Genomic DNA, 25403 nt, shown 5'->3' on the forward strand with positions numbered 1-25403 from the left:
GATGATGGTCGCACGGAACGGCCCGTCTCGTCACCGCCTTATTTCCCGGCCTTCCCCGGCCCCACCGGGGCGGCCGCGGGTGCCTTGCGCGGGGCGGCGGGCTTCCAGTCCGGGTGCCCGGGCATCGGCGGGGTCTTCGCGCCGTACAGCCAGCCGTCGAAGAATCCGCGCAGGTCACGGCCGGAGATCCCGGAGGCCAGCGTGATGAAGTCGGCCGTGCCGGCAGTGGCGTCGCGGTGGTTGCTCACCCACACGCGTTCCAGGCGCTCGAAGGCCGGCCGTCCGATCTCCTGCCGCAGGGCGTAGAGGACCAGCGCGGCGCCGTCGTAGACGTTCGCGCGGAAGATGCCGATCTTCTGGCCGGGCTGCGGGGGCTTGGGCGCGGCGGGCGGTCCGCCGGCCGCGCGCCAGCGGTCGGAGGCGGCGTAGGCGGCCTTCATGCGCGCCTCCATCGGCTTGTGCGCCTTCTCCTCCGCGTAGAGCGCCTCGTACCAGGTGGCGTGTCCTTCGTTGAGCCACAGGTCGGACCAGGTCCGCGGGCTGACGCTGTTCCCGAACCACTGGTGGGACAGCTCGTGCACCATGATCGACTCGACGTACCAGGCCGGGTAGGCGGGCTCGGTGAACAGGTTCCTTTCGAACAGCGAGAGGGTCTGCGTCTCCAGCTCGAAACCGGTGTCGGCCTCGGCCATGAGCAGCCCGTACGTCTCGAACGGGTAGCGCCCGACCTTGCTCTCCATCCAGGCGATCTGGTCAGGCGTCTTCTTCAGCCACGGCTCCAGGACCGTACGGTCCTTGGCCGGGACGACGTCCCGCAGGGGCAGCCCGTGCGGCCCGGTGCGGTGCAGCACGGCGGAGCGGCCGATGGAGACCTGCGCCAGCTCGGTCGCCATGGGGTGCTGCGTGCGGTACGTCCAGGTGGTGGCCCCGCCCACCCGGTCGGCGCCGGTGGGCAGGCCGTTGGCGACGGCCGTGTACCCGGTGGGCGCGGTCACCCGGAAGGTGAACATCGCCTTGTCGGAGGGGTGGTCGTTGCAGGGGAACACCAGGTGGGCGACGTCGGCCTGGTTGGCCATGGCGAGGCCGTCCGCGGTGCGCACCCAGCCGCCGTCGCGGCCCTCGACCGGCCGCGGGTCGCTGGTGTGCCGGACGGTGATCCGCGTCCAGCTGCCCGGCGGGAGCCGCTTCGCCGGGGTGACGACCAGGTCCTCCCCGGCCTTGGCGAAGGAGGCGGGCCGGCCGTCGACCTCCACGGAGGACACCGTGCCGTGCGCGAAGTCGAGGTTCAGGCGGTCCAGCGCGGTGGTGGTCCAGGCGTCGATGGTGGTGACCGCCTTGAGCGGCTTGTCGTTGCTGCCGGGATAGGTCAGCGCGATGTCGTACGACGCGACGTCGTATCCCGGGTTGCCGAGGTACGGGAAGAGGCGGTCGCCGATGCCGAGCGGGGCGGCGGGGGCGCTCGCGGCGACGAGGCAGACCGAAACGGCGGAGCCGAGCAGCGCCGCGGTCACGCGCCGGGCCCGGGCGGTCTTCCTGCGGGGCGCCTTCGGGCCGGGAGGGGTCGTGTGCGGAGCCTTGGGGCTCGGGGCCGTCGTGCGGTGGGCCCGCGGGGAGGCGGCCTGCGGGCCGCGGACCGCCGGGCTGGTCTGCGGGTGGGGGAGGTTCGCGCGAGGGGTGTGCGGCATGGACCACGGCTACCAGCGCACGCGCGCGTGGCGGCGACGGCGCGCGCCCGGCCCACCCGAAAGAGGGGCACGTCGGACGGCCGCCGGGACGCGCGGGCGGGTCACCAGGGCTCGGGGCCGGGTGTCCCGGTTGCCCGGAGGCGGACGTCCCGGTTGCCCAGGGCGGGAGAGTCCGGGCGGCTCAGGGCGGAGCAGGACTGCCCCAGGGGCCATCCGGACGCCTGAGGGCGGGGCGTTGCGGCCTGCTCACAGGGCGGGGGGCGCCTGGTGCTGGGCGCGGTCGACGTCGTACACGCCGGGGACGTTCCGCATCGCCCGCATCAGGGCGGGCAGGCGGGCGGCGTCCGGGAGTTCGAGGGTGTACGTATGGCGGACTCGCTGCTGGGTGGGGGGCTCGACGGTCGCGGAGACGATCTCGGCGCCTTCGAGGGCGATCGCCTCGGTGAGGTCGGCGAGGAGATGAGGGCGGCCGAACGATTCAGCGACCAGCGTCACGCGGCACGCCGTGGTCTCCCCCCAGCGCACGTCGATCGCCGCACGCCCCCCTTCGCGCATACGTGTCACGGCGGCGCACTGCGCGCGGTGCACCGTGACGACCCCGCCGCGCACCGCGAAGCCGGTGATCTCGTCGGGCGGGACAGGGGTGCAGCAGCGGGCGAGCCGCGCGGCGGCGCCCTCACGGCCGAGGATCACGACGTCGGCGGCGCCGGGGCGCACGGCTCGGGCGCGTGATGTGCGGCGTGCGCCGGGCGCGCGAGGGGGCGCCTGATCGCCGGTGGCGGCATCCGCTGCGGTCGCCGTCGCGACGGTGTCCGCGCCGGGAGACACCGGTGCGGCCACGCCCTCGGTCGAGGTGTCGTGCGCCGCGCCCATGCCCGTGGAAGCGGCGACAGGGCGGCCTGGGCCCGTGAGATCGGCAGCGTCCGCGCCGGGCGCGTCACCAGGGGCGCCCGTCGTACGCCCCGGAGCGCGCAGATCAGAACGCGCGCCCCCGCCTCGCACTCCAGCCCTGTAAGCGCCCCCGGCGCGCCCCTCCGCGCCTGGCGCACTCCCCTGCTCCAGGCGTGCGCCGGGCGCGTCGGCACCTGCCTCCGGCTCCGGATGTGTGGCCAGCCATCGCTGGATGGCGATCCGTGCCGCCGGCGTGTGGGCGTGGTCCAGCCACTCGCGGGAGGGCTCGGAGGCCGGGTCCTGGCCCATGAGCGGTTCCACGGTGTCGCCGTCGCGCAGCACCGTCCCCAGCGGCGCCAGATGGCCGTTGACGCGGGCGCCGATACAGGCGTGCGCGTCCTCCCCGTACTGCGCGTACGCGGCGTCGACGCAGGTCGCGCCCTCGGGCAGCCCCAGCGGGCCGCCGTCGGGGCGGAAGACGGTGATCTCGCGGTCCTGGGCGAGGTCCTCGCGCAGCGTCGTCCAGAAGGTGTCGGGGTCGGGTGCGGCGCGCTGCCAGTCCAGGAGCCGGGAGAGCCAGCCGGGGCGGGTGGGGTCGGCGCGCTCGCCGTCGGCCGGGGACTGCTCGTCCGACGGCTGCGCGTACGGGTTGCCGAGGGCGACGACGCCGGCCTCGGCGACCCGGTGCATCTGGTGGGTGCGGATGAGCACCTCGGCGACCTGGCCGTCCTCGCGGGCGACGGCGGTGTGCAGCGACTGGTACAGGTTGAACTTGGGTACCGCGATGAAGTCCTTGAACTCCGAGACGACCGGCGTCATACAGGTGTGCAGTTCACCGAGCACGGCGTAGCAGTCGGCGTCCTCGTTCACCAGGACGAGCAGCCGCCCGAAGTCGGCGCCGCGCAGCCGGCCGCGCTTGCGGGAGATGCGGTGGACCGAGACGAAGTGGCGTGGCCGGATGAGGACTTCGGCCGGGATGTCGGCCTCCCGCAGGACCCGCCGGGTCTCTTCCGCGATCTCGGCGAGCGGGTCGTCGGTGCGGGCGGCGTTCTCGACGATCAGCTCGCGGGTGTGTTCGTACTCCTCGGGATGGAGGATCGCGAAGACCAGGTCTTCCAGTTCGGTCTTGAGGGCCTGGACGCCGAGGCGTTCTGCGAGCGGGATCAGAACGTCACGCGTCACGCGCGCGATGCGGGCCTGTTTCTCCGGGCGCATCACCCCGAGGGTGCGCATGTTGTGCAGCCGGTCGGCGAGTTTGATCGACATCACGCGGACGTCGTTGCCGGTGGCAACGAGCATCTTGCGGAAGGTCTCCGGCTCGGCGGCGGCGCCGTAGTCGACCTTCTCCAGCTTGGTGACGCCGTCGACGAGATAGCGCACCTCCTCGCCGAACTGCTCACCGACCTGATCGAGCGTCACATCCGTGTCCTCGACGGTGTCGTGCAGCAGCGAGGCGGTCAACGTGGTCGTCTCGGCGCCCAGTTCGGCGAGGATGAGGGTGACCGCGAGGGGGTGCGTGATGTACGGCTCGCCGCTCTTGCGCATCTGGCCGCGGTGCGAGGACTCGGCCAGCAGGTAGGCGCGGCGCAGGGGTTCGAGGTCGGCGTCGGGGTGGTGGGCGCGGTGGGCGTCGACGACGTGACCGATGGCGTCGGGCAGCCGGTCGCGGGCGGCGGGGCCGAGCAGCGCCGCCCGGCCCAGGCGGCGCAGGTCGATGCGGGGGCGGGCCTTGCGCCGCGGGGAAGGCGGCGCGCCCTGTTCGAGCGCCGCGGTGGAAGCGGGTGCGACCTGGCCTGTCACCGGACCCGGGGTCGCTGGATTCGTGGCCTCCGCATGCATGGGCACCTCCGGCTGCGTGGACCGGCGGACGGGGTGCCCCAGGGCGGACACGGCTCAGGGGAGCGCGACTCCCCCGTCCGAGCCGGTGCTTGATGCTACCGAGCCCACCACGCGCGTTTGACCGCCTCTCGGCGAGCGTGAAACGGATCACCCATTCGAGCGACGCTCGATGGGTTTGCGGCGTGGCGTCAACCGCCGTCCGAGCGGTACCGGGGTACGGGCGGCGGCGGCCGGTGTCAGCCGATCGCCGCGCGTAGCCACTCCGCGTCGATCTCGCCCTCGGCGACGATCACCGCGGGGCCGGTCATCTCGATCTCCCCGTCGGGACGCTCGGTGATGACGAGCCGGCCGCCGAGGACGTCCACGGTGTACGTCACCGGGGCGCCGGTCGTGGCCGGGTCGGCGCCGTCGCGGCGGGCCGCGGCGACGGCGACCGCGCACGCGCCCGTGCCGCAGGAGCGGGTCTCGCCGGAGCCGCGCTCGTGCACGCGCATGGCGACGTGCCGCTCGCCGCGGTCGACGACGAACTCGACGTTCACGCCGTCCGGGTAGGCGGAGGCCGGGCTGAACGGCGGCGGGGTGAACAGGGTGCCCGCGTCCGCGAGGTCGTCGACGAACGCGACGGCGTGCGGGTTGCCCATGTTGACGTTGCGGGCCGGCCAGCTGCGTTCGCCGACGCTCACCGTGACGTCGCCCTCCGGCAGGACCGCCCGGCCCATGCCGACGGTGATGTCGCCGTCCTTGGCGATGTGCACGGTCTTCAGGCCCCCGCGCGTGGCGACGGTCAGGTCGCCCTCCTCGACGTGCCCGGCGTGCTGGAGGTAGCGCGCGAACACGCGCACGCCGTTGCCGCACATCTCGGCGATCGAGCCGTCGCCGTTGCGGTAGTCCATGAACCACTCGGCCTCGCCGGCCATCGCCTTCGCCTCGGGGTGCGCGGCGGATCGCACGACGTGCAGCACCCCGTCGCCGCCGATGCCCGCGCGGCGGTCGCACAGGGCGGCGACGGCGGCCGGGGACAGGTCGATGGCGTTCTCCGGGTCCGGGACGATCACGAAGTCGTTCTCGGTGCCGTGACCCTTGAGGAAGGCGATCCGCGTGCTCATACCCCCGATCGTACGGGGTGGGTACGACAACCTCGCCCACGCCCGGGACGGCCGCCGCCCGGGGGGGGGATGCACGGCCGCCCGCCCTTGTGGGCGCATCGCCGCACGCGCGCGTGGCACACATCGGCCAGACGGCCTGGGCGCGTGGCACGCCCCGCGTGTGCGCACCCCCGCACGGTCACCCGCCCCCGTGGGCGCCGGTCACCGCAGTCGGGCCACCCGCCACACGGCGAGCACGACCACCGCGGCGACCAAGACGACGTAGCCGAGGACGACCCGCCAGTCCGGGCGTCGGCCGGATCCGCGGGCGGGCAGACCGGGCCAGGTGTAGCCGACGCGCCGGGCCGCCGTCATCCCCCAGCCCGCCGCGCAGGAGCAGATCAGCAGTCCCAGCATGGCGATCACCGCGCCGCTGTCGCCGAAGTCGAAGGCGAGCGGGAAGGCGAACATCAGGGAACCGCTGGCGGCCAGGGCGACGATCGGCGCGAGCTGCCACAGGCGCAGCCGGCGCTGCGGGCGCAGCTCGACCTCGACCTCGGGCCCGCTCGCGAACATCTCCTCGGGCTCGGGACCGTCCGCGGTCACGCCGCCCTGGGTGTCGTCGAGCGGGTCGTCGGGGCTCAGACGGTCGCCGTCGCGCGGCTCGTCGCCGCCACCGGTGGTGACGGGCTCACCCCGGTCGGCGGTGAGGGGCTCGGTGTCTTGTGCGGTGTCGCGAGGGCCGGCCTCCATCGCCACGCGCCCTCCCAACTCGGACTCCACTTGGTCGATCGAAGCTCGATGATGGCACGGCGCCGGAGGCCCGGATGACGGCCTGGGCGTCCCGATGCCATGACGTGATCAGGCTGTAACCGGTCGTTCGATCAACGCCAGAGCGAGCCGCGGAAGTTCCCGCAGATCCGCAGCCGCCCCACTGAGCCAGTGCACCCGCGGATCGCGCCGGAACCACGAATCCTGGCGGCGCGCGAAGCGTTTGGTGGCACGGACGGTCTCAGCGCGCGCCTCGTCGAGCGTGCACTCCCCCGCGAGGGCCGCGAGTACCTGCTGATAGCCGAGCGCGCGCGACGCCGTGCGCCCCTCGCGCAGCCCCTGCGCCTCCAGTGCGCGCACCTCCTCCACGAGTCCGGCCTCCCACATCCGGTCCACCCGGCGCGCGATGCGCTCGTCGAGCTCGGGGCGCGCCACGTCGACGCCGATCTGCACGGTGTCGTAGACGGAGTCGTGGCCGGGGAGGTTCGCCGTGAAGGGCTTGCCGGTGATCTCGATCACCTCCAGCGCCCGGACGACCCGGCGCCCGTTGCTCGGCAGGATCGCGCGGGCGGCCTCGGGGTCGGCGGCGGCCAGCCGGGCGTGCAGCGCGCCGGAGCCGCGCAGCGCCAGTTCGTCCTCCAGTCGGGCCCGCACCACGGGGTCGGTGCCGGGGAACTCCAGGTTGTCGACGGCACCGCGGACGTAGAGGCCCGAGCCGCCCACCAGGATCGGCCAGCGACCCTCGGCGAGCAGCGCGTCGATCCGCTCGCGGGCGAGGCGCTGGTACTCGGCGACGGAGGCGGTGACCGTCACGTCCCAGATGTCGAGGAGGTGGTGCGGCACCCCCGAGCGCTCCTCCAGCGTCAGTTTGGCGGTGCCGATGTCCATCCCCCGGTAGAGCTGCATGGAGTCGGCGTTGACGACCTCGCCGCCGAGCTTCTGGGCGAGAAAGACACCGAGGTCGGACTTGCCGGCTGCGGTGGGGCCGACGACGGCGATGACGCGGGGGGCGAGGGGTGCGCTGCTCACCGCACCAGTCTCCCAAACCCCGGGCCGTGCCCTCGAACGAGTTACGTGACGCCGTACCGCCGGGGTCGTTGCCCCCCTTGCGGGATCCCGTCACCGGCTTGCGGGACGCGGTGACCCCGGCGAGGCAATCGGACGCACCGGGGCACGCGGGATTTCGCCCGCACGAGTACCGTATGGAGTTGATATGGGCGTTTTTGCGAAACTTTTTCGGAGGTCGGAGACCCCGGCGCAGGCCGAGCAGACGACGGACGAGCCGAACGAGCGCACGGCCACCGAGGCGGAGACCACGGAAACCACTCAGGGCCCGGAGTCCGCGCAGGCCGCGGAGGACGGGGCCGGCGAGAAGGGCGAGGGAGGCGCGGAGGCCGCGGGGATCCCCCAGCAGCAGTCCGCCGAGGCGGCCGCCGACAGCGAGGCCGGTGAGGGCGCCCACACGTAACTGTCCCGCCAGGGAAGGTGGACCATGGGTCTGATGGACAATCTGAAAGCCAAGCTCGGCCCGGCCAAGGACAAGGTGTCGGACCTCGCCCAGCAGCACGGGGGCAAGATCCAGCACGGCATCGACCGGGCCGCGAAGGTCGTCGACGAGAAGACCAAGGGCAAGTACAGCGACCGGATCCAGACCGGCTCGGGCAAGGCGAAGGACGCCATGGACCGGCTCGCGCACAAGGGCGGCGCCGCGGCCGACGGCGGCGCGGCCACCGGGTCGGCCACCCCGCCGACCCCTCCGCCGGCCTCCCCGCCGCAGGGCCCGCCGCCCGCGTCCTGACCCTGACCCCCCGCCGCGACGGCTCGCCGCCACGGCTCGAGGCTCGGGAAACGGAAGCTCGCCCGGCGCGACCGGGCAGCCGTACGCACGGCACGGCAGTACGCACAGCAGAACAGCACGGCAGTACGCACGGCACGGCAAGACGGACGGCCGCCCAGCCACACGGCTGGCGGCCGTCCGGCCTGTACGGCCGCCGTCGCCGACGCGACACCGCCTGGGGCCTGTCACCATCGCCGACGCGACACCGCCTCGGGCCCGTCACCGTGGCGAACGCGACACCGCCTCCGGCCCGTCACCGCCTCAGGCGGCAACGACCGGCCGCCGCGCCCTCGGACGCTACGACCAGGTCGCGACGAGGTACCCCACCCCGTACGGCGCGTCCTCGTACAGCAGTGACCCGGTGAGGTCCGTGCCCGCGGCCGCACCCGCCAGGACCTGCCAGGGCGCCCGGCCGGAGGCCTTCAGCTCGTCAGCGAGCCCCGCGTCCAGCGCCTGGAGTGCCGCCACGTCCGCATCGCCGAGCGCACGCGCCACCTCCGCGTCGAAGGGGGCCGCGCGTTCGTCGAGGTAGCCCGGCGCCTTCACGGTGCGGCAGGCGCTGCCGTCCCCCATCACCAGCAGTGCGACCCGCTCGGCGCGCGCCGCCAGCTCCGCGCCCGTCTGCGCGCACCGCTCCGGGGCAAGGGTCCGCGCCACGGCCAGGCCCTCGATCGGGGCGTCCGACCATCCGGTGCGGCCCAGCAGCCAGCCGGCCACCGCGAGCGAGGGCGGCAGCACGGGCTCGGCGGGCGCGTCCTCGCCCTGGCCCAGCGTGACGTCGACGTCCACGCCGAAGCCGCGGAACGAGCCGCGCGCTCCCTGGGCGTACGTCCCCGCTTCCTCGGCGGCCCCGACGACGACGAGCCGGTCGGGGCGGGCGGCGGCGAGGACGCCCAGCGCGTCGGTGCACGCGGCACGGGCGGCGTCCAGCTCGGGGGCGGCACCCGCGGCGACCTCGGGCACGAGGAGCGGCGGGCAGGGGCAGACGGCGGCGGCGACAAGCATGATCGGCAGGGTAACCCGGCGCGCGCCCGGCCCCGGAAGCGGACGGGGACACGTCCGCCGGCCGGCGGACGTGTCCCCGTGAGTGCGCGGAGGCGGCAGGAGCCGCTAGTCGCAGCCGCAGCCGCTGCCCGTGGCGACCGGCAGCGGGGCGGGGGCGCCGATCTTCGGCAGGCCCAGCATCACGCCGGCCGGCTTGGCCTTCTCCGCCTCCTGGCGCTTCTGCCAGGCGTCGCCCGCGCGCGTGCGGCGCACGGCCAGCACCGGGCCCTCGGCCAGGAGGTGGTGCGGCGCGGCGTAGGTGACCTCGACGGTGACGACGTCACCGGGGCGCACCTCCTGCTCGGGCTTGGTGAAGTGGACCAGCCGGTTGTCGGGGGCGCGGCCGGACAGGCGGCGCGTGGCGTCGTCCTTGCGGCCCTCGCCCTCGGCGACCATCAGCTCCAGCGTGCGGCCGACCTGCTTCTTGTTCTCCGCCCAGGAGATCTCCTCCTGGAGGGCGACCAGCCGCTCGTAGCGGGTCTGGACGACCTCCTTCGGGATCTGGTTCTCCATGGTCGCGGCCGGGGTGCCGGGACGCTTGGAGTACTGGAAGGTGAAGGCCTGCGCGAACCGGGCCTCGCGCACCACGTGCAGCGTCTGCTCGAAGTCCTCCTCGGTCTCGCCGGGGAAGCCGACGATGATGTCGGTGGTGATCGCGGCGTCGGGGATGGCGGCGCGGACCTTCTCGATGATCCCGAGGTAGCGCTCCTGGCGGTAGGAGCGGCGCATCGCCTTCAGGACGGTGTCGGAACCGGACTGCAGCGGCATGTGCAGCTGCGGCATCACGTTCGGCGTCTCGGCCATGGCGGCGATGACGTCGTCGGTGAAGTCGCGGGGGTGCGGGGAGGTGAAGCGCACGCGCTCCAGTCCCTCGATCTTCCCGCAGGCGCGCAGCAGCTTGCTGAAGGCCTCCCGGTCGCCGATGTCGGAACCGTAGGCGTTGACGTTCTGCCCGAGCAGGGTGATCTCGCTGACGCCCTCGGCGACCAGGGCCTCGACCTCGGCGAGGATGTCGCCGGGGCGGCGGTCCTTCTCCTTGCCGCGCAGCGCGGGCACGATGCAGAAGGTGCAGGTGTTGTTGCAGCCCACGGAGATCGACACCCAGGCCGCGTAGGCGCTCTCGCGGCGGGTGGGCAGCGTGGACGGGAACGCCTCCAGCGACTCGGCGATCTCGACCTGCGCCTCCTCCTGCACGCGGGCGCGCTCCAGCAGGACCGGCAGCTTGCCGATGTTGTGCGTGCCGAAGACGACGTCCACCCAGGGCGCCTTCTTCACGATGGTGTCGCGGTCCTTCTGCGCGAGGCAGCCGCCGACCGCGATCTGCATGCCCGGCCGCTGCGCTTTCTTGGGCGCCAGCCGGCCCAGGTTGCCGTAGAGCCGGTTGTCGGCGTTCTCGCGGACGGCGCACGTGTTGAACACCACGACGTCGGCGTCGCCGTCGGAACCCTCGGGCGCGCGCACGTACCCGGCGTCTTCGAGCAGGCCGGCGAGCCGCTCGGAATCGTGGACGTTCATCTGGCACCCGTAGGTGCGTACTTCGTAGGTCTTGACGTCCACTGCTGGGCTCCGGTCGCTGCTGGTCATGCCTTACAGGGTAGGCGGTTCCGGGACCACCCCGGTCCGGGCTGTGGACAACGCCCGCCGCCCCCTGGGGACAACCGGTTCCCGCACCCGCGGACGGCGGCCTCACCCATCTGCGAGCCGGCCGCGCTCGACGGCCTCACGGGTCCACGAGCCTCGCCGCTCTGGACGGCTTCACGCGTCCACGAGCCTCGCCGCTCAGGACGGCCTCACGGGTCCACGAGCCCCGCGCGGATCGCGTAGCGGGTCAGTTCCAGGCGGTCGCGCAGGCCGAGTTTCTGCAGGATGTTCGCGCGGTGCCGTTCGACGGTCTTGACGCTGATGAACAGCAGTTCGCCGATCTCCTTGGACGTGTGGCCCTCGGCGACCAGCTTGAGGATCTCCTCCTCCCGCTCGGTGACGGCCCGCTCGGGCAGCCCGTCGCCGCGGTGCAGCCGGTCGAGGTACGAGCGCACCAGGGCTCGCTCGGCGCCCGGGTAGATGAACGGCTCGTCCCGCATGGCCGCCCGGCACGCCTCGACGAGGTCGCGGTCGGCGACGGACTTCAGGACGTAGCCGCTCGCGCCCGCCTTGAGGGCCTCGAAGAAGTACTGCTCGTTGTCGTACATGGTGAGGATCAGCAGGCGCAGGTCCGGCAGTCGCCGTGACAGCTCGCGGGCCGCCTGCAGGCCGGTCATGCGGGGCATGGCGATGTCCAGGACCGCGAGGTCCGGCGCACACGCGCGTGCCAGCTCGACCGCCTCGGCTCCGTCGCCGGCCTCGGCGACGACGGTGAGGTCGGGCTCCGACTCCAGGATGAGGCGCACCCCCCGCCGTACCAGGGTGTGGTCGTCGGCGAGCAGGACACGGACGGGACGGCCGGTCATCGCGTGCCTCCCTCGTCGCCGGGGTGCGGGCGCTGCGGTATGCACAACCGTACGTCCGTGCCGCCGCCCGGTGCCGGGGCGACGGTGAGGTCGGCGCCGACCAGCAGGGCGCGCTCGCGCATGCCGCTGATGCCGGCGCCCTCGACGGCCCCGGCCGCCCCGGTGCCGTTGTCCCGCACCAGCAGTTCGACACCCGCCGTGCCGGCGCTCAGCCGCAGTTCGGCGCGGTCGGCGCCGGAGTGGCGGGCGGTGTTGGTGAGGGCCTCCTGCGCGACCCGGTACAGCACGAGTTCGGTCTCCGAGGGCAGCGGCGCCAGGTCGGCGGCCAGGTCGTGCCGGACGGTCAGCCCGTGCCCGGAGAACTCGGCGGCGAGCGAGCGCAGCGCGCTCAGCAGCCCGAGTTCCTCCAGTACGGCGGGCCGCAGCCGGCGGGCGATGCGCCGGATCTCGTCCAGTCCCGCGCGGGTGGCCTCCTGGGCCTGGCCCACCTCCTCGCGCAGCTCCGCAGGGACCCGGTCGGCGACGCTCCGGAGCTGGAGCAGCACGGCGGTCAGGGTCTGCCCGACCTCGTCGTGCAGTTCGCGCGCGACGCGGTGGCGTTCCCGCTCCTGCGCGGAGAGCACGCGCGCCGCGCCCGCGGCCCGCTCGGCGGCGAGCCGGTCGAGCATCGCGTTGTACGTCGTGATCAGCCCCGCCGTCTCCGTCGGACCGGCGACCTGCGGCCGCGCCCCCGGGCGGAGCAGATCGGCGGTGGCCATGGCCCCGGCCAGCCGGGTGAGCGGGGCGAGCCCCACCCTCAGGACGGCGGCGTTGACGACGAGCAGCGCGGCCAGGCCGCCGACCACCACGAGCGCCTCGCCGGGCAGGATGGGCGTGGAGACGGTGACCGGGCCGAGCAGCAGCGCGGTGGCGATCACCAGGCCGGTCGCGTTGAGGGAGAAGATCCTCCAGAACAGCGACACCCGCCCGGTACCTCCTCTTCCGCTTCCACTTCCGCTGCGCGCCCACGGCGCTGCCGTCACCAGCTTCCGCGCCGCGCGCGCACCGCGTCCATCCGTGCTGACACCCATGTCGCCACCGTACGGAAGGGTGGCAGCATGGCGGCTCGGCGCCGGCCGTGAACGATCACCGGCGGTGCCCGCACGACCGGCGAGGGAAAGGGAAGAAACGTGTCTGCGCCACGCCTGAGGGCGACACCGCTGCCGGGTATCGGAGTCCAGTACGACCTGGTGACACGGGAGCAACGGCATCTGTCGGTGGTGGCGCACCGGGACGGCACCCGCACCCTGAGCGTGTACCGGGCCGACGACCCCGACTCCTGCGCGCACTCACTCCGGTTGACCGGCTCGGAGGCGGACACGCTGGTCGACGCGCTGATGCCCGCCCACCACAGCGCGAACCTGCTGCACACCACGGACCTGGGGCTGGTGGCCGAGCGGATCGAGATCGCGGCGACCTCGCACTGGAACGGCCGGCTGCTCGGCGAGACCCGGATGCGGACGGAGACGGGCGCGTCGATCGTCGCGGTGCTGCGCCGCGCCGAAGCCGTCCCCTCTCCCACGCCGGACTTCCGGCTGGCGGGCGGGGACACGCTGATCGTGATCGGCACCCGCGAGGGTGTGGACGCCGCCGCCGCGATCCTCGGGCGGGAGTGAGCCGCCGGTGCACTCCTCCGCGGTTCTGCTCATCGAGTTCGGTTCCATCATCCTCGGCCTCGGGCTGCTCGGCCGGATGGCCGCCCGGTTCAGCTTCTCGCCGATCCCCCTGTATCTGCTGGCCGGGCTCGCGTTCGGCGAGGGCGGGCTGCTGCCGCTGGGCGCGAGCGAGGAGTTCGTCGCCACCGGTGCCGAGATCGGCGTCATCCTGCTGCTGCTCATGCTGGGCCTGGAGTACACGGCCAGCGACCTCGTCTCCAACCTCCGTACGCACTATCCGGCAGGCCTGGTCGACGGCGCGCTGAACGCCCTGCCGGGCGCCGCCGCCGCGCTGCTGCTCGGCTGGGGGCCGGTCGCGGCCGTGGTCCTCGCCGGTGTCACCTGGATCTCGTCCTCCGGCGTGATCGCCAAGGTGCTCGGCGACCTGGGCCGGGTCGGCAACCGGGAGACACCGGTCATCCTCAGCGTGCTGGTCCTGGAGGACCTGGCCATGGCGGTCTACCTGCCGATCGTCACCGCTTTGGTGGCGGGCGCCGGGTTCGCCGCGGGCAGCGTGACGCTGGCGATCGCGCTGGGCGTCGCGGGGGTCGTCCTGTTCGTCGCGGTGCGCTACGGCCGGCTCATCTCCCGTTTCGTCTCCAGCGACGACCCGGAGAAGCTGCTGCTGGTGGTGCTGGGCCTGACGATCCTGGTCGCCGGTGTCGCGCAGCAGCTGCAGGTGTCCGCGGCGGTGGGCGCGTTCCTGGTCGGCATCGCGCTGTCCGGGGAGGTGGCGGAGGGCGCGCACGCGCTGCTGAGCCCGCTGCGGGACCTGTTCGCCGCGGTGTTCTTCGTCTTCTTCGGCCTGCACACCGATCCGGCGAGCATCCCGCCGGTGCTGCTGCCGGCGCTCGCGCTCGCCGCGGTCACCGCGCTGACGAAGATCGCCACGGGGTACTGGGCGGCCCGGCGCGCGGGGATCTCGCCCAAGGGACGCTGGCGTGCGGGCGGTGCGCTGGTGGCGCGCGGCGAGTTCTCGATCGTCATCGCGGGCCTCGCGGTGACGGCGGGCATCGAACCGTCGCTGGGCCCGCTGGCCACGGCGTACGTCCTGATCCTGGTCGTCGTCGGCCCGCTCACCGCGCGATACACCGAGCCCCTGGCGATGCTCTGGTCCCGGCGCCGGGGCGGGGCGGTGGCCGCCGCGCCCTCAGGGGAGGCCGTGGTGGGGGCGACGGCCCCGGGCACCACGGACGCCCTGGAGGACGAAGCACGGGCGCGGACGGCGGTCCCCCGGGACTGAGCCGGCGGTTCGCGCGCTCAGGCGGCGCTCTCACCTCCCGTCTCGGCACGCACGGGCTGGCCTGCCCTCTCGGCAGGGCCCGACCGGTCTCCCGTTCCGTCACCGCCCGCCTGGGCAGCCTCCGCGCGGACAGCCCCCGCCGGGCCGGGCTGCCACCCCTGCCGGCGCAGTACGGCGGCGACGTCCGGCGCCTCGTAGTGGTCGCCCTTGAGCACCTTGCCGTCGGCGCGGCGGGCGACGGTGCCGTCGGGGCCGAGCTTGGTCATGTTCGACCGGTGGACCTCGGCGATCACCTGGTCGAGGTCGATGCCGTGCACCAGCGCGGTGCCGTACGCGACGTACACCACGTCGGCCAGTTCGTGGGCGAGCTTGTCGAGCGGGCCGGACACCGACACCTCGGCCACCTCCGCCGCCTCCTCGGCGAGCAGCTCACCCCGGTGGGCGGCGAGGTCGGGCGGCACCTCGGTGGGCGTGCTGCGGACGTCGAGGCCGAAGGCGAGGTGGAACGCGCGGACGAGGTCGGCGGGCGAGGAACTCATGCACCCGACTGTAGGGGCCGCCACTGACAACGCCGCCACTCACCGTCACCACCGCCGCACAGGCGCCGTGACACTCACCGCGCAGAGGCGCCGTGACACGCACCGCCGCAGAGGCGCCGTGACACTCACGACGCCACCACCACGCTCCGTGACAGTTGCGGCACCGCCGCGCCGGGGCTCCCCTGCCTCCCGCCCCGCCCCGGCCGCCGTGACTCCCTCGTGACCGCCGGCGCTGGTCAGCGCGCGGCAGCGCCTGGCAGGATCGCGCCCATGTCCAAGCTCCTCCCCCGTATCGGCAGGCGCCGGGCCCTGACCGGCGCGGCCGCCGGCGTCGTGGCGCTCGGCCTGCTGCTGTGGTGGCTGCTGCCGCTGGGCGAGGAGCCGCCGCGCGGCACGATCACGATCAGCACCGGCACGCCGAGCGGGGTCTACCAGGACTACGCCCAGCGGCTGCGCACCGCGCTCGCCAAGGACATGCCGCAGCTGAAGGTCCGCCTGCTGACCAGCGACGGCTCGCAGGAGAACGTCACGCGCGTGGCGACCGGCGAGTCCGACTTCGCGATCGCCGCGGCCGACGCGGTGGAGACCTACGCGCTCAAGGGCGGCCGGGGCGCGGACCGGCTGCGCGGCGTGGCCCGGCTGTACGACGACTACGTCCAGCTCGTCGTCGCGCGGGACTCGGGCATCCGCTCGATCGCGGACCTGCGCGGCAAACGCGTGGCCATAGGGCCGCCGGAGTCGGGGGTGCGACTGATCGCCGACCGGGTGCTGCGGGTGTCCGGCATCGACGCGGAGCGTGACATCACGCCGGAGGCCGACGGCATCGGCAGCGCGCCGCGGCGGCTGCGGGAGGGGGCGATCGACGCGTTCTTCTGGTCGGGCGGCGTGCCCACCGACGGGGTGCGGCAGCTCGTCGGCTCCTTCCCGATCCGGTTCGTGCCGATCGGGCCGGACCTGGTCGGCCGGCTGCACCGCGAGGGCGACGCCACGCGCTACTACCGAGCCACGAACATGCCGGAGTCGGCCTATCCGACCGTGCAGAACGGCGCAGCCGTCCCGAGCATGGCGGTGTCCAACCTGCTGATCACCCGCGCGGACATCGATCCGCGGCTGACCGAGTGGATCACCCGCACCGTGATCAAGAGCCGGGACGGCATCGGCGCGCACGTGCACTCCGCGCAGCTCGTGGACCTGCGCACGGCGATCTACACCGACCCGCTCCAGCTTCACGAGGGCGCGCGCAGCTACTACCGCTCGGTGAAGCCGTAAAAGCCCCCTCAGTGGAGCCGTAAGCCCCCTCGGTGTGAAGCCGTAAGCCCCCCGCTGAGGCCGTGTGCCCCTCGCGCCCCGAGGCCGGTCACGCCGTGAGGCCCGTCAGCCCGCCCTCCCGGTGCCGGTCACGCCGTGAGACCGGTCAGCCCGCCCTCCCCCGGCGCCTCCTGCTGCGGTGGGTGCCGGGGCACGGTCACCGTGACCACCAGGCCGTGCGGCTCGTGATGGCCGTACGACAGGGAGCCGCCGCCCGCCGCGAGCAGCGCGCGCGTGATGGACAGCCCGAGGCCGGACCCCTTGACGTTCTGGTGCCGGCCGCTGCGCCAGAAGCGGTCGCCGATGCGGGTCAGCTCCTCGTCGGTGAGGCCGGGACCGTTGTCGGTGACGACGACGGTCGCCGTGTCGCCGCCCGCCGCGACCGCCACCTCGACGCGCTCCCCGGCGGGCGTGAACTTCACCGCGTTGTCGATCACCGCGTCCAGCGCCGAGGACAGGGTCACCGGGTCGGCCCAGGCGGTCGTGGGCGGGCAGTCGCCGACCAGGCGTACCCCCTTGGCCTCGGCCGTGGGCGCCCACGCCGCGACGCGTTCCTCGGCCAGCGCCCCGATGTCGGTGATCGTCAGGTCCGCCTCGGCGTGCTCGGCGAGGGCGAGGTCGAGCAGGTCGTCCAGGACCTGCGCGAGCCGCTTGCCCTCAGCCTGCACCGAGGCGATCTCCGCGTTGCCCTCCGGGAGTTCGAGTGCCAGCAGTTCGATGCGCAGCAGCAGCGCGGCGAGGGGGTTGCGCAGCTGGTGCGAGGCGTCGGCGACGAAGGCGCGCTGCTGCTCCAGCACGTCCTCGACGTGGTCCGCCATCTCGTTGAACGACTTGGCCAGCCGCCTGAGTTCCGGTGGCCCGCCGGCCGCCGCCACCCGGGACTTCAGGCGCCCGGTGGCGATGTCGTGCGTGGTGGCGTCCAGGATGCGCACCGGTCTGAGGACCCAGCCGGTCAGCCGCAGCGCGGCGCCGACCGCGAGCAGCATGGCGGCGAGCAGACCCGAGCCGATGACCAGCCAGCCGCGCAGGATCCGCGAGCGCATCTCGCCGGTGGGCGAGTCGGTGACGACGACGGCGACCACGTCCCCGTCGCGGATCACCGGTGAGGCGACGACGAGACGGCCGCGCTGCCAGGGCCAGACCTGCTCCGGGTCGTGGCTGCGCCGGCTGAGCAGCGCCTCCTCGTACGCGCGCCGCACCTCGCCCGTGCGGGGGAGGAAGAAGTCGGCGGGGGCGTGCGCCATGGGGGTGTCGGTGCGGTAGAAGACGCCCGACCGGATGCCGTACACCTCGTAGTAGCTGGCGAGCTCGCGGCTGAGCGTCTCCAGCCGCTCGTCGCCGGGGTTGCGGTCGGCGGTGGCCGCGGTGTCGACGTACTGGGCGAGGGCCGCGAAGCGGGCGGTGTCGTCGATCCGGTCGACGACCACCTTCTGCTGCTGGGCGGCGGCCACGCTGACGGCCAGCGGGATGCCGAGGGCGAGCAGCACCGCCGCCATCAGGACGATGAGCAGCGGCAGCAGGCGCGTGCGCACCCCGCCCCCGCTAGGCGGCCGGGGCGACGAGCCGGTAGCCGACGCCGCGTACGGTCTCGATGAGGGCCGGCATGCGCAGCTTGGCGCGCAGGGAGGCGACGTGCACCTCCAGGGTGCGGCCCGTTCCCTCCCAGCTCGTGCGCCAGACCTCGCTGATGATCTGCTCGCGGCGGAAGACCACGCCGGGCCGCTGGGCGAGCAGCGCGAGCAGGTCGAACTCCTTGCGGGTGAGCTGGACGACGCAGCCGTCCACGGTGACCTGACGGGTGGGCAGCTCGATGCGCACGGGGCCGAGGCGGACGGCGGTGTCGATGCTGCCGGTGGTCTCCTCGGGGGCGGGGCGTCTGCGGCTGACGGCGTGGATGCGGGCGAGGAGCTCCCCCGTGTCGTACGGCTTGACCACGTAGTCGTCGGCGCCGAGGTTCAGGCCGTGGATGCGGGAGCGCACGTCGGAGCGCGCGGTGACCATGATCACCGGGGTGGTGGTGCGCTTGCGGATCTTGCTGCAGACCTCGTAGCCGTCCTGGTCCGGCAGGCCCAGGTCGAGCAGGACGACACCGAAGCCGGGGCCCTCCGGGACGAGCGCCTGCAGGGCCTCCTCGCCGTTGCGCGCGTGCGTGACCTCGAAACCGTGCCGGGCCAGGACCGCGGACAGCGCTGCGGCGACGTGGTTGTCGTCCTCGACCAGCAGCAGTCTCATCCCGGCCTCCTCCGATTCATCGGGCGTACGGTTTGCCTGAGTAACAACGTGTGCACGCGCGCGTGCACCATGGCAGTCACGCCGATGGACTAGGACGGCGTCAAGAGCGTTCCGGTTGCCCGGGACTTTAGTTATCCGGCCGATACGTCCCAAGGTCCTCCCCAGGTCACAAGTGCTACGACACGTGTCCGATTGCTATCGGATCGTGATGCTCAGATTCCCCTCAGATGTAATGACGCTGGTCGAGGCTGGTTACTACATTCCACCGAAACCGAGGAGGACGGAGCCTGAGAGCGATGACCGAAGTATCGGTGGCCAAGCAAGACGTGGCCTCCAGCGACGAACTCGTCGTCCTGAAGAGCGTCAACAAGCACTTCGGCGCGTTGCACGTGCTCCAGGACATCGATCTGACGATCGCGCGCGGCGAGGTGGTCGTGGTCATCGGACCTTCCGGGTCCGGTAAGTCCACCCTGTGCCGCACCATCAACCGCCTGGAGACCATCGACTCCGGCTCGATCACCATCGACGGCAAGCCACTGCCGGCCGAGGGCAAGGCCCTGGCCCGGCTGCGGGCCGACGTCGGGATGGTCTTCCAGTCCTTCAACCTCTTCGCGCACAAGACCGTGCTCGAGAACGTGATGCTGGGCCAGATCAAGGTGCGCAAGGCCGACAAGAAGCAGGCCGAGGAGAAGGCGCGCGCCCTGCTGGACCGGGTCGGCGTGGGCACGCAGGCCGACAAGTACCCCGCGCAGCTCTCCGGTGGTCAGCAGCAGCGCGTCGCGATCGCGCGGGCGCTGGCCATGGACCCGAAGGTGATGCTCTTCGACGAGCCCACCTCGGCGCTCGACCCGGAGATGATCAACGAGGTGCTGGAGGTCATGCAGCAGCTCGCCCGTGAGGGCATGACCATGGTCGTCGTCACCCACGAGATGGGCTTCGCACGTTCGGCTGCAAACCGCGTGGTGTTCATGGCGGACGGCCGGATCGTCGAACAGGCTGCGCCCGACCAGTTCTTCAGCGCCCCGCGCAGCGACCGGGCCAAGGACTTCCTGTCGAAGATCCTGCACCACTGACCGTCTGTGCGTCGCCGCACACCGAGAGCCCCGCATCTTTCTTCACGCAAAGGATGTCCACCATGAAGCTCCGCAAGGTCACCGCCGCCTCGGCCGTCGTCCTCGGCATCGCCCTGACCGCCACCGCCTGCGGCGGCGGCAACAAGGACAACTCGTCGTCCTCCAGCGGCGGCGGCAACAAGATCAAGATCGGCATCAAGTACGACCAGCCCGGTCTCGGCCTGAAGGAGCCGAACGGCGACTTCTCCGGCTTCGACGTGGACGTGGCCACGTACATCGCGGGCCAGCTCGGCTACAAGCCGGACCAGATCCAGTTCGTGGAGACCAAGAGCGCCGACCGCGAGAACGCGCTCGCGCGCGGTGACGTGAAGTTCATCGTGGCCACGTACTCGATCACGCCGAAGCGCCAGGCGAAGGTCGACTTCGCCGGTCCCTACCTGCTGGCCCACCAGGACCTGCTGATCAAGAAGGACTCGGACATCAGCAAGGGCACGGACCTCAACGGCAAGAAGCTGTGTTCCGTGACCGGCTCCACCTCGGCGCAGAACGTCCAGCAGAAGATCGCCCCGAAGGCCCAGCTGAAGGAGTACAGCGGCTACTCCGAGTGCATCGCCGGCCTGCAGAGCGGCGCCGTGGACGCCGTGACCACCGACGACTCGATCCTCGCGGGCTTCGCCGCGCAGGACAAGTACAAGGGCCAGTTCAAGCTCGCCGGCCTGAAGCTGAGCAACGAGAACTACGGCGTCGGCGTGAAGAAGGGCGACACCGAGCTCGTCAACAAGATCAACAAGGCGATCGAGCAGATGGAGAGCAGCGGCGCCTGGGAGGCCGCCGTGAAGAAGAACTTCGGCCCGGCCAACTACCAGAACGAGCCGGCCCCGAAGATCGGCCAGATCGTCCAGTAAGGCGACCGCCCAGTAAGGCGACCCACCGCAACCAGCTCGGGGTCCCCCTGGTGCGCGCCGCCGCCGGCCGCCCTGCCGGCGGCGGCGCGCCCCGCCCTCCACGTACGTCATCCACCCGGAAGCGCGGGAGATCGTGTTCGACTTTCTTGAAGGCTACGACGTCCTAGGGGCGTTCTGGATGACGGTGAAACTCACCGTCTTCTCGGCCGTGGGCTCCCTGATCTGGGGCACCCTGCTGGCCGGGATGCGGGTCAGCCCGGTCCCGCTGATGCGCGGCTTCGGCACCGCCTACGTGAACATCGTGCGGAACATCCCGCTGACGGTGATCATCGTGTTCTCCTCGCTCGGCCTCGCCGACATCTTCGGCGTGACCCTGGGTGCCCCCGACGACTTCAAGCTCCAGGGCTTCCGGCTCGCGATCCTCGGCCTGGTCGCCTACACCGCGGCCTTCGTCTGCGAGGCGATCCGCTCCGGCATCAACACGGTTCCCCTCGGCCAGGCCGAGGCGGCCCGCGCGATCGGGCTGAACTTCAGCCAGACCCTGCGGCTGATCGTCCTCCCGCAGGCCTTCCGGGCGGTCATCGGCCCGCTGGCCAACGTGCTGATCGCCCTGACCAAGAACACCACGGTGGCCGCTGCCATCGGTGTGGCCGAAGCGGCCTCCCTGATGAAGTCGATGATCGAGAACGAGGCGCAGACGCTCGCCATCGGTGCGGTCTTCGCCTTCGGCTTCGTGGTCCTGACCCTGCCCACGGGCCTCATCCTCGGCTGGCTCGGCAAGCGACTGGCGGTGAAGCGATGAGTTCCGTCCTCTACGACACACCCGGGCCCCGGGCCAAGCGGCGCAACGTCCTGATCTCGGTCGTCTTCTTCGTCCTCCTCGCCCTGCTGGTGTGGTGGATCTGGCAGACGCTGGACGACCACGGGCAGCTCACGAGCGCGATGTGGAAGCCGTTCGTCCAGGCCGACGCGTGGACGACGTACCTGATCCCCGGCCTGGGCAACACGCTCAAGGCGGCCGCGCTCGCCATGGTCATCGCCCTTCCGCTGGGCGCGGTCTTCGGCATCGCACGCCTGTCCGACCACCGGTGGGTCCGGGTGCCGTCCGCCGTGGTGGTGGAGTTCTTCCGGGCCATCCCGGTGCTGCTGCTGATGCTGTTCGCGAACGAGCTGTACTCCCGCTACACGAACGTCACCAGCGAGGACCGGCCCCTCTACGCGGTCGTCACCGGCCTGGTCCTCTACAACGCCTCGGTGCTCGCCGAGGTCGTCCGGGCGGGCATCCTGGCCCTGCCCAAGGGCCAGACCGAGGCGGCGTACGCGATCGGCCTGCGCAAGACCCAGACGATGACCAGCATCCTGCTGCCGCAGGCGGTCACGGCCATGCTGCCGGCGATCGTCAGCCAGCTCGTCGTCATCGTGAAGGACACCGCGCTGGGCGGTGTGATGATCGGCTTCAACGAGCTGCTGAACGCGCGCAGCACCCTCGCGGCCAACTACGCCAACGTCATTCCGAGCTTCATCGTCGTGGCGGCCATCTACATCGTGCTGAACTTCCTCCTGACCTCGTTCGCGAGCTGGCTGGAGGGCTACCTGCGGCGCAGCAAGCGCAGCACGGGCGCGGTCCTCGGCGCGGAGGACATGGAGGAGCTGAACCCGGCGGCGACCGGCGGCACCTACGGAACCGGGGCCGGCGGCGCCGTCTGATCCCTCGTCAAGCAGCTTGACCCACACGGAGGCAGTGGCATGATCGCCACTGCCTCCGTCACTTGACGCAAGCTTCGGCAATGGGTTGCATACGTTCTGTGATCGTGCACCCTGCTCCAACCTGTTGTTCACATACGTCCCCGAGGACACCGCTGCGAGCAGGGGGCGCCGCGCCGTGGACCCGGTGATCATCGTCGGAGCGGGGCCCGTGGGGCTCACGCTCGCCCTGGCGCTGGCCCGCCAGGAGGTGCCGTCGGTCGTGCTCGACGAGGGCCCCGGCAAGGACGAACCCCGGCTCGCCCGCACGGTCGTGCTGCGCGAGGACACCGTCGCCCTGCTGGAGCGGCTGACCGGAATGCCGCTGGGCGAGGCGGGCCTGCGTTGGGCCGGATGGCGGTCGATGCGGCGCAAGCAGGTGATGCGCGAGATCTCCTTCGAGGAAGCCGAGTCCGCGCCCCTGCATGTCGCGCAGCACGTCCTGACCGGCGCCCTGCGCGCCGCCCTGGCCGCCGAACCCCTGGTCGACATCGCCGCCGACAGCCGTCTGGACAGCCTCGAACAGGAGCCGTCCGGCGTCACGGCCCACACCCGCGGCCCCAACGGCACCTGGTGGCGGGGCAGTTATCTCGTCGGCTGCGACGGCCCCCGCTCCACCGTGCGCAAACTCGCCGACATCCGCTTCCCGGGCCGTACGGCCGTGGAGCGGTACGCCGTCGCCGCCCTGCGCACCCGGCTGCCCTGGGACGGCGAGGCCGTACTGCACCGCCTGCCGCCGTGGCGCACCTCCGGCCCGACCGCCGGTGAGGTCGTCGCCCGGCCGCTGCCGGACGGTGTGTGGCGGCTGGACTGGCTGCTGCCGCCCGGCAAGGACCTGGTCACCCCCGAGGTGCTGCTGACGCGGATCCGCGAGACGCTGGCCGGCTGGCACGACGGCACGACCCCGCCGTACGACCTGCTGGACACCGGTGTGCACACCGTCCACCACCGCCTGGCCCGACGCTGGCGCTCCGGGCGGCTGTTCCTGGCCGGAGACGCCGCCCATCTGCTGGGCACCCTCGGCACCCAGGGCCTGGACGAGGGACTGCGCGACGCCGACAACCTCGCCTGGAAGCTGGCGCTGGCCTGGCACCACGGCCCGCGCGAGGCGCTGCTCGACAGCTACCAGGCGGAGCGGCGCGCCCTCGTCGCCGCCCGGCTGCGCGCCGCCGACCAGGTCCTGCCGCTGCTGCGCGGCGGTGGCGGACTGCGGTCGTACGTCCCCGGCGCGACCCGCGGACACGACGCCCTGCTCACCGAGGGCCACCTGGGCCGTGGCCCGCTCGGCGAGACCGGGACCTACGCGGACTCGCCGCTCGCGCCCCGGCACCTGGAGGCGGAGGTGCCCGTCGCCACCCCGCCCGGCGCGCAGGTCGAGGACGTCCGGGTCACCGCGGAGGATGGTTCCTTCGTCCAGCTGCGCGAACGGCTCGGCCGTGGCGCCCTGCTCGTCGTCCTGGTCGCGCCCGGCACCGGCGTGTGGGAGCGCAAGCACTGGGTCACGGCCGGGATCATGCCGCGGCTGGCCGCCGCGGTGACCGCCCTGCCGCATCCGGCGGAGCTGCTCGTCGCCGAGGAGTACCCGGGCGCCGCCGCCCACACGGTGCTGCTGGTGCGCCCCGACGGCCACCTGGTGACCGCGCTGAGCGGGGTACGCCCGGCCGACCTGTACGCCGCCGCCGAGGCCACCGTGGGCGGCCCGGCACGGGCGGAGGCGACGGCCGGCTCCGCCGCGAAGTGACCCCCGCTCGCCGTCACATGGCACGCGTCGTCTCGCACTACGTCACCGCCGGTACCTCGTCACGGCCGGACCCGGCTCGCCGTCACTGTGCGTCCGCATAGTGACGGTGAGTTGACCGTCCCGGACCGTCGTGGTGTACTCCGAGCGTGACCGACACCGATGTGCGCCTGTGGCGGAGGGTCCATATGGACCTGCTCCGGTACGCGGGCTGCGTGTGTCGTCCGTCCTGCTGAATTCGCATCCCCCCTTTTCCTGCCGCGCGCGTCGTGCCGTCGGTCCTGCCCGCAGGTCCTGCCCGTCGTGCCGTCGCGCGCCGGCGACGCGAACGCTCAACAGGACGGTGCCCGTGTCTGTCTCCCCCTCGCTGTCTGCCTCCCCTGCGCTCCCCTCTGCCCTGAACAACGTCCCGGCCGGCGCTGTGGTGCCCACTCAGGCGGATCTTCTGGACTTCGCCCGGCGCACGGCCGCCGACGCCACACTGATCGACTCGCTCCCGCTCGACCCCGAAGGCCGCACCTGGGTGCGCCTGGACGGTCCCGGCGGCAGCGAGGCCTGGCTGATCGGCTGGCCGCCCGGCACCGGAACCGGCTGGCACGACCACGCCGACTCCGTCGGCGCCTTCGTCACCGCGCGCGGTGAGCTCCGCGAGAACGCGCTGGCGGCGCGGCTGCCCACCGACGGCTGGAAGACGCTGGAACTGACCGACGGGGTGGACCGGACACGGCTGCTGCCGGCAGGCCGCGGCCGCTCCTTCGGCCACCACCACGTCCACGAGGTGCTCAACGAGTCCACGGCCGAGCACGCCGTCTCCGTGCACGCCTACTACCCGCCGCTCCCGCGCATCCGCCGTTACAGCCGGGCGGGTCAGATCCTGCGCCTGGAGCAGGTCGAACGCCCGGAGGACTGGCAGTGAGCGGCGAAGGTCCCGTCGGTGTCGACGAGTTGCTGGAGCGGGTGCGCGCGGGGTACGCGCGCGTGACGGCCGACGAGGCGTACGCAGCCGCCGGCGCGGGCGAGGCCCTGCTGGTGGACATCCGGTACGCGGCGCTGCGGGAGCGGGACGGTCTGATCCCGGGCGCGGTCGTGGTGGAGCGCAACGAACTGGAATGGCGCCTCGATCCGCAGGGCAGTCATCGCCTCCCCGAGGCCACGAGCCACGATCTGCGCATCGTGGTGATCTGCAACGAGGGCTACGCCTCCAGCCTGGCGGCCGCCTCGCTGCACCAGCTGGGCCTGCACCGCGCCACGGACCTCGTCGGCGGCTTCCAGGCCTGGCGCGCGGCGGGGCTGCCGGTGACGGTGGCGCACTGAGACGGGGCGGGCGGG

At 72.8% G+C, this 25403-nt stretch carries 24 protein-coding genes and 1 pseudogene; 13 read left to right on the plus strand and 12 right to left on the minus strand.

The annotated features are described in order from the left end of the window. Positions 1–38: 38 nt before the first annotated feature. The 5 genes from ACF1AL_RS17260 to miaA form a co-directional block, all read right to left on the minus strand. Complete coding sequence (locus ACF1AL_RS17260) at positions 39–1685, minus strand: M1 family metallopeptidase (protein ID WP_391826371.1); 1647 nt, start codon at positions 1683–1685, stop codon at positions 39–41. 246 nt (positions 1686–1931) lie between these two features. Next, complete coding sequence (locus ACF1AL_RS17265) at positions 1932–4415, minus strand: RelA/SpoT family protein (protein WP_391826373.1); 2484 nt, start codon at positions 4413–4415, stop codon at positions 1932–1934. A gap of 236 nt (positions 4416–4651) precedes the next feature. Then, a complete protein-coding gene (gene dapF, locus ACF1AL_RS17270; protein WP_391826374.1) occupies positions 4652–5521 on the minus strand; it encodes a diaminopimelate epimerase in 870 nt (289 codons plus the stop codon). Positions 5522–5722: 201 nt separating this feature from the next. Further along, positions 5723–6253 (minus strand): hypothetical protein, encoded by a 531-nt coding sequence (locus ACF1AL_RS17275; RefSeq protein ID WP_391826410.1) that lies wholly within the window; start codon positions 6251–6253, stop codon positions 5723–5725. Between the two features lie 108 nt (positions 6254–6361). Further along, entirely contained in the window at positions 6362–7300 is a 939-nt protein-coding gene (gene miaA / locus ACF1AL_RS17280) for a tRNA (adenosine(37)-N6)-dimethylallyltransferase MiaA (RefSeq protein ID WP_366836518.1), read from the minus strand. Positions 7301–7484: 184 nt separating this feature from the next. Here miaA and ACF1AL_RS17285 point away from each other — a divergent pair, with 184 nt between their 5' ends. After that, on the plus strand, positions 7485–7739 hold the full coding sequence (locus ACF1AL_RS17285; RefSeq protein WP_391660440.1) for a hypothetical protein: 255 nt from the start codon (positions 7485–7487) through the stop codon (positions 7737–7739). Between the two features lie 24 nt (positions 7740–7763). Next, positions 7764–8069 (plus strand): antitoxin, encoded by a 306-nt coding sequence (locus tag ACF1AL_RS17290; protein WP_391826376.1) that lies wholly within the window; start codon positions 7764–7766, stop codon positions 8067–8069. A 336-nt stretch (positions 8070–8405) separates the two neighbouring features. On the opposite strand, the gene ACF1AL_RS17295 is transcribed toward ACF1AL_RS17290, so the two are convergent. From ACF1AL_RS17295 to ACF1AL_RS17310, 4 genes are all read right to left on the minus strand, one after another. Continuing rightward, positions 8406–9113 (minus strand): class III extradiol dioxygenase subunit B-like domain-containing protein, encoded by a 708-nt coding sequence (locus tag ACF1AL_RS17295; protein ID WP_391660442.1) that lies wholly within the window; start codon positions 9111–9113, stop codon positions 8406–8408. Positions 9114–9218: 105 nt separating this feature from the next. Continuing rightward, positions 9219–10736 carry a tRNA (N6-isopentenyl adenosine(37)-C2)-methylthiotransferase MiaB gene (gene miaB / locus ACF1AL_RS17300; RefSeq protein WP_391821399.1) on the minus strand — a complete coding sequence of 506 codons (1518 nt, stop codon included), beginning with the start codon at positions 10734–10736 and terminating at the stop codon, positions 9219–9221. 206 nt (positions 10737–10942) lie between these two features. Continuing rightward, the gene (locus tag ACF1AL_RS17305; protein WP_366836513.1) at positions 10943–11599 is read right to left on the minus strand and encodes a response regulator transcription factor; all 657 of its coding nucleotides are present in this window, start codon (positions 11597–11599) and stop codon (positions 10943–10945) included. Continuing rightward, positions 11596–12561, minus strand: coding sequence for a sensor histidine kinase (locus ACF1AL_RS17310; protein WP_391826378.1), 966 nt, complete (start codon positions 12559–12561; stop codon positions 11596–11598). The genes ACF1AL_RS17305 and ACF1AL_RS17310 overlap by 4 nt, the downstream gene beginning before the upstream one ends. A gap of 207 nt (positions 12562–12768) precedes the next feature. On the opposite strand from ACF1AL_RS17310, the gene ACF1AL_RS17315 reads away from it, so the two are divergent. Both ACF1AL_RS17315 and ACF1AL_RS17320 read left to right on the plus strand, forming a co-directional pair. Further along, positions 12769–13254: a cation:proton antiporter regulatory subunit gene (locus ACF1AL_RS17315; RefSeq protein ID WP_391779689.1), complete on the plus strand. Its 486-nt coding sequence runs from the start codon at positions 12769–12771 to the stop codon at positions 13252–13254. Between the two features lie 7 nt (positions 13255–13261). Next, entirely contained in the window at positions 13262–14536 is a 1275-nt protein-coding gene (locus tag ACF1AL_RS17320; RefSeq protein ID WP_366836510.1) for a cation:proton antiporter, read from the plus strand. A 137-nt stretch (positions 14537–14673) separates the two neighbouring features. Here the strand turns inward: ACF1AL_RS17320 and ACF1AL_RS17325 are convergent. Then, positions 14674–15075 (minus strand): annotated as a pseudogene (locus ACF1AL_RS17325) (MazG nucleotide pyrophosphohydrolase domain-containing protein); the annotation flags it as partial. A 270-nt stretch (positions 15076–15345) separates the two neighbouring features. Between ACF1AL_RS17325 and ACF1AL_RS17330 the strand changes: the two are divergent. Next, the gene (locus tag ACF1AL_RS17330) at positions 15346–16344 is read left to right on the plus strand and encodes a TAXI family TRAP transporter solute-binding subunit (RefSeq protein ID WP_391826380.1); all 999 of its coding nucleotides are present in this window, start codon (positions 15346–15348) and stop codon (positions 16342–16344) included. A gap of 128 nt (positions 16345–16472) precedes the next feature. Here ACF1AL_RS17330 and ACF1AL_RS17335 read toward each other — a convergent pair whose 3' ends face one another. Further along, positions 16473–17915: an ATP-binding protein gene (locus ACF1AL_RS17335; RefSeq protein WP_386418339.1), complete on the minus strand. Its 1443-nt coding sequence runs from the start codon at positions 17913–17915 to the stop codon at positions 16473–16475. Positions 17916–17925: 10 nt separating this feature from the next. Further along, positions 17926–18615, minus strand: a complete 690-nt coding sequence (locus ACF1AL_RS17340; protein WP_391826382.1) for a response regulator transcription factor — start codon at positions 18613–18615, stop codon at positions 17926–17928. A gap of 296 nt (positions 18616–18911) precedes the next feature. On the opposite strand from ACF1AL_RS17340, the gene ACF1AL_RS17345 reads away from it, so the two are divergent. The 8 genes from ACF1AL_RS17345 (at position 18912) to ACF1AL_RS17380 (ending at position 25388) form a co-directional block, all read left to right on the plus strand. Continuing rightward, entirely contained in the window at positions 18912–19688 is a 777-nt protein-coding gene (locus ACF1AL_RS17345) for an amino acid ABC transporter ATP-binding protein (protein ID WP_366836506.1), read from the plus strand. 62 nt (positions 19689–19750) lie between these two features. Further along, the gene (locus tag ACF1AL_RS17350; RefSeq protein WP_386418343.1) at positions 19751–20593 is read left to right on the plus strand and encodes a glutamate ABC transporter substrate-binding protein; all 843 of its coding nucleotides are present in this window, start codon (positions 19751–19753) and stop codon (positions 20591–20593) included. A 133-nt stretch (positions 20594–20726) separates the two neighbouring features. Next, positions 20727–21395 (plus strand): amino acid ABC transporter permease, encoded by a 669-nt coding sequence (locus tag ACF1AL_RS17355; protein ID WP_366836504.1) that lies wholly within the window; start codon positions 20727–20729, stop codon positions 21393–21395. Beyond that, positions 21392–22300, plus strand: a complete 909-nt coding sequence (locus tag ACF1AL_RS17360) for an amino acid ABC transporter permease (protein ID WP_386916036.1) — start codon at positions 21392–21394, stop codon at positions 22298–22300. Before ACF1AL_RS17355 ends, ACF1AL_RS17360 begins: the two co-directional genes overlap by 4 nt. A 175-nt stretch (positions 22301–22475) precedes the next feature. Next, the gene (locus tag ACF1AL_RS17365) at positions 22476–24077 is read left to right on the plus strand and encodes an FAD-dependent monooxygenase (RefSeq protein ID WP_391826412.1); all 1602 of its coding nucleotides are present in this window, start codon (positions 22476–22478) and stop codon (positions 24075–24077) included. A 185-nt stretch (positions 24078–24262) separates the two neighbouring features. Beyond that, a complete protein-coding gene (locus tag ACF1AL_RS17370) occupies positions 24263–24310 on the plus strand; it encodes a hypothetical protein (protein ID WP_311314449.1) in 48 nt (15 codons plus the stop codon). Between the two features lie 131 nt (positions 24311–24441). Continuing rightward, entirely contained in the window at positions 24442–24990 is a 549-nt protein-coding gene (locus ACF1AL_RS17375) for a cysteine dioxygenase (protein WP_384214409.1), read from the plus strand. Continuing rightward, complete coding sequence (locus ACF1AL_RS17380) at positions 24981–25388, plus strand: rhodanese-like domain-containing protein (RefSeq protein WP_391701019.1); 408 nt, start codon at positions 24981–24983, stop codon at positions 25386–25388. The genes ACF1AL_RS17375 and ACF1AL_RS17380 overlap by 10 nt, the downstream gene beginning before the upstream one ends. Positions 25389–25403 lie beyond the last annotated feature (15 nt).

The sequence above is a fragment of the Streptomyces sp. NPDC014801 genome (assembly GCF_043082085.1).
Classification (GTDB): Bacteria; Actinomycetota; Actinomycetes; order Streptomycetales; family Streptomycetaceae; genus Streptomyces.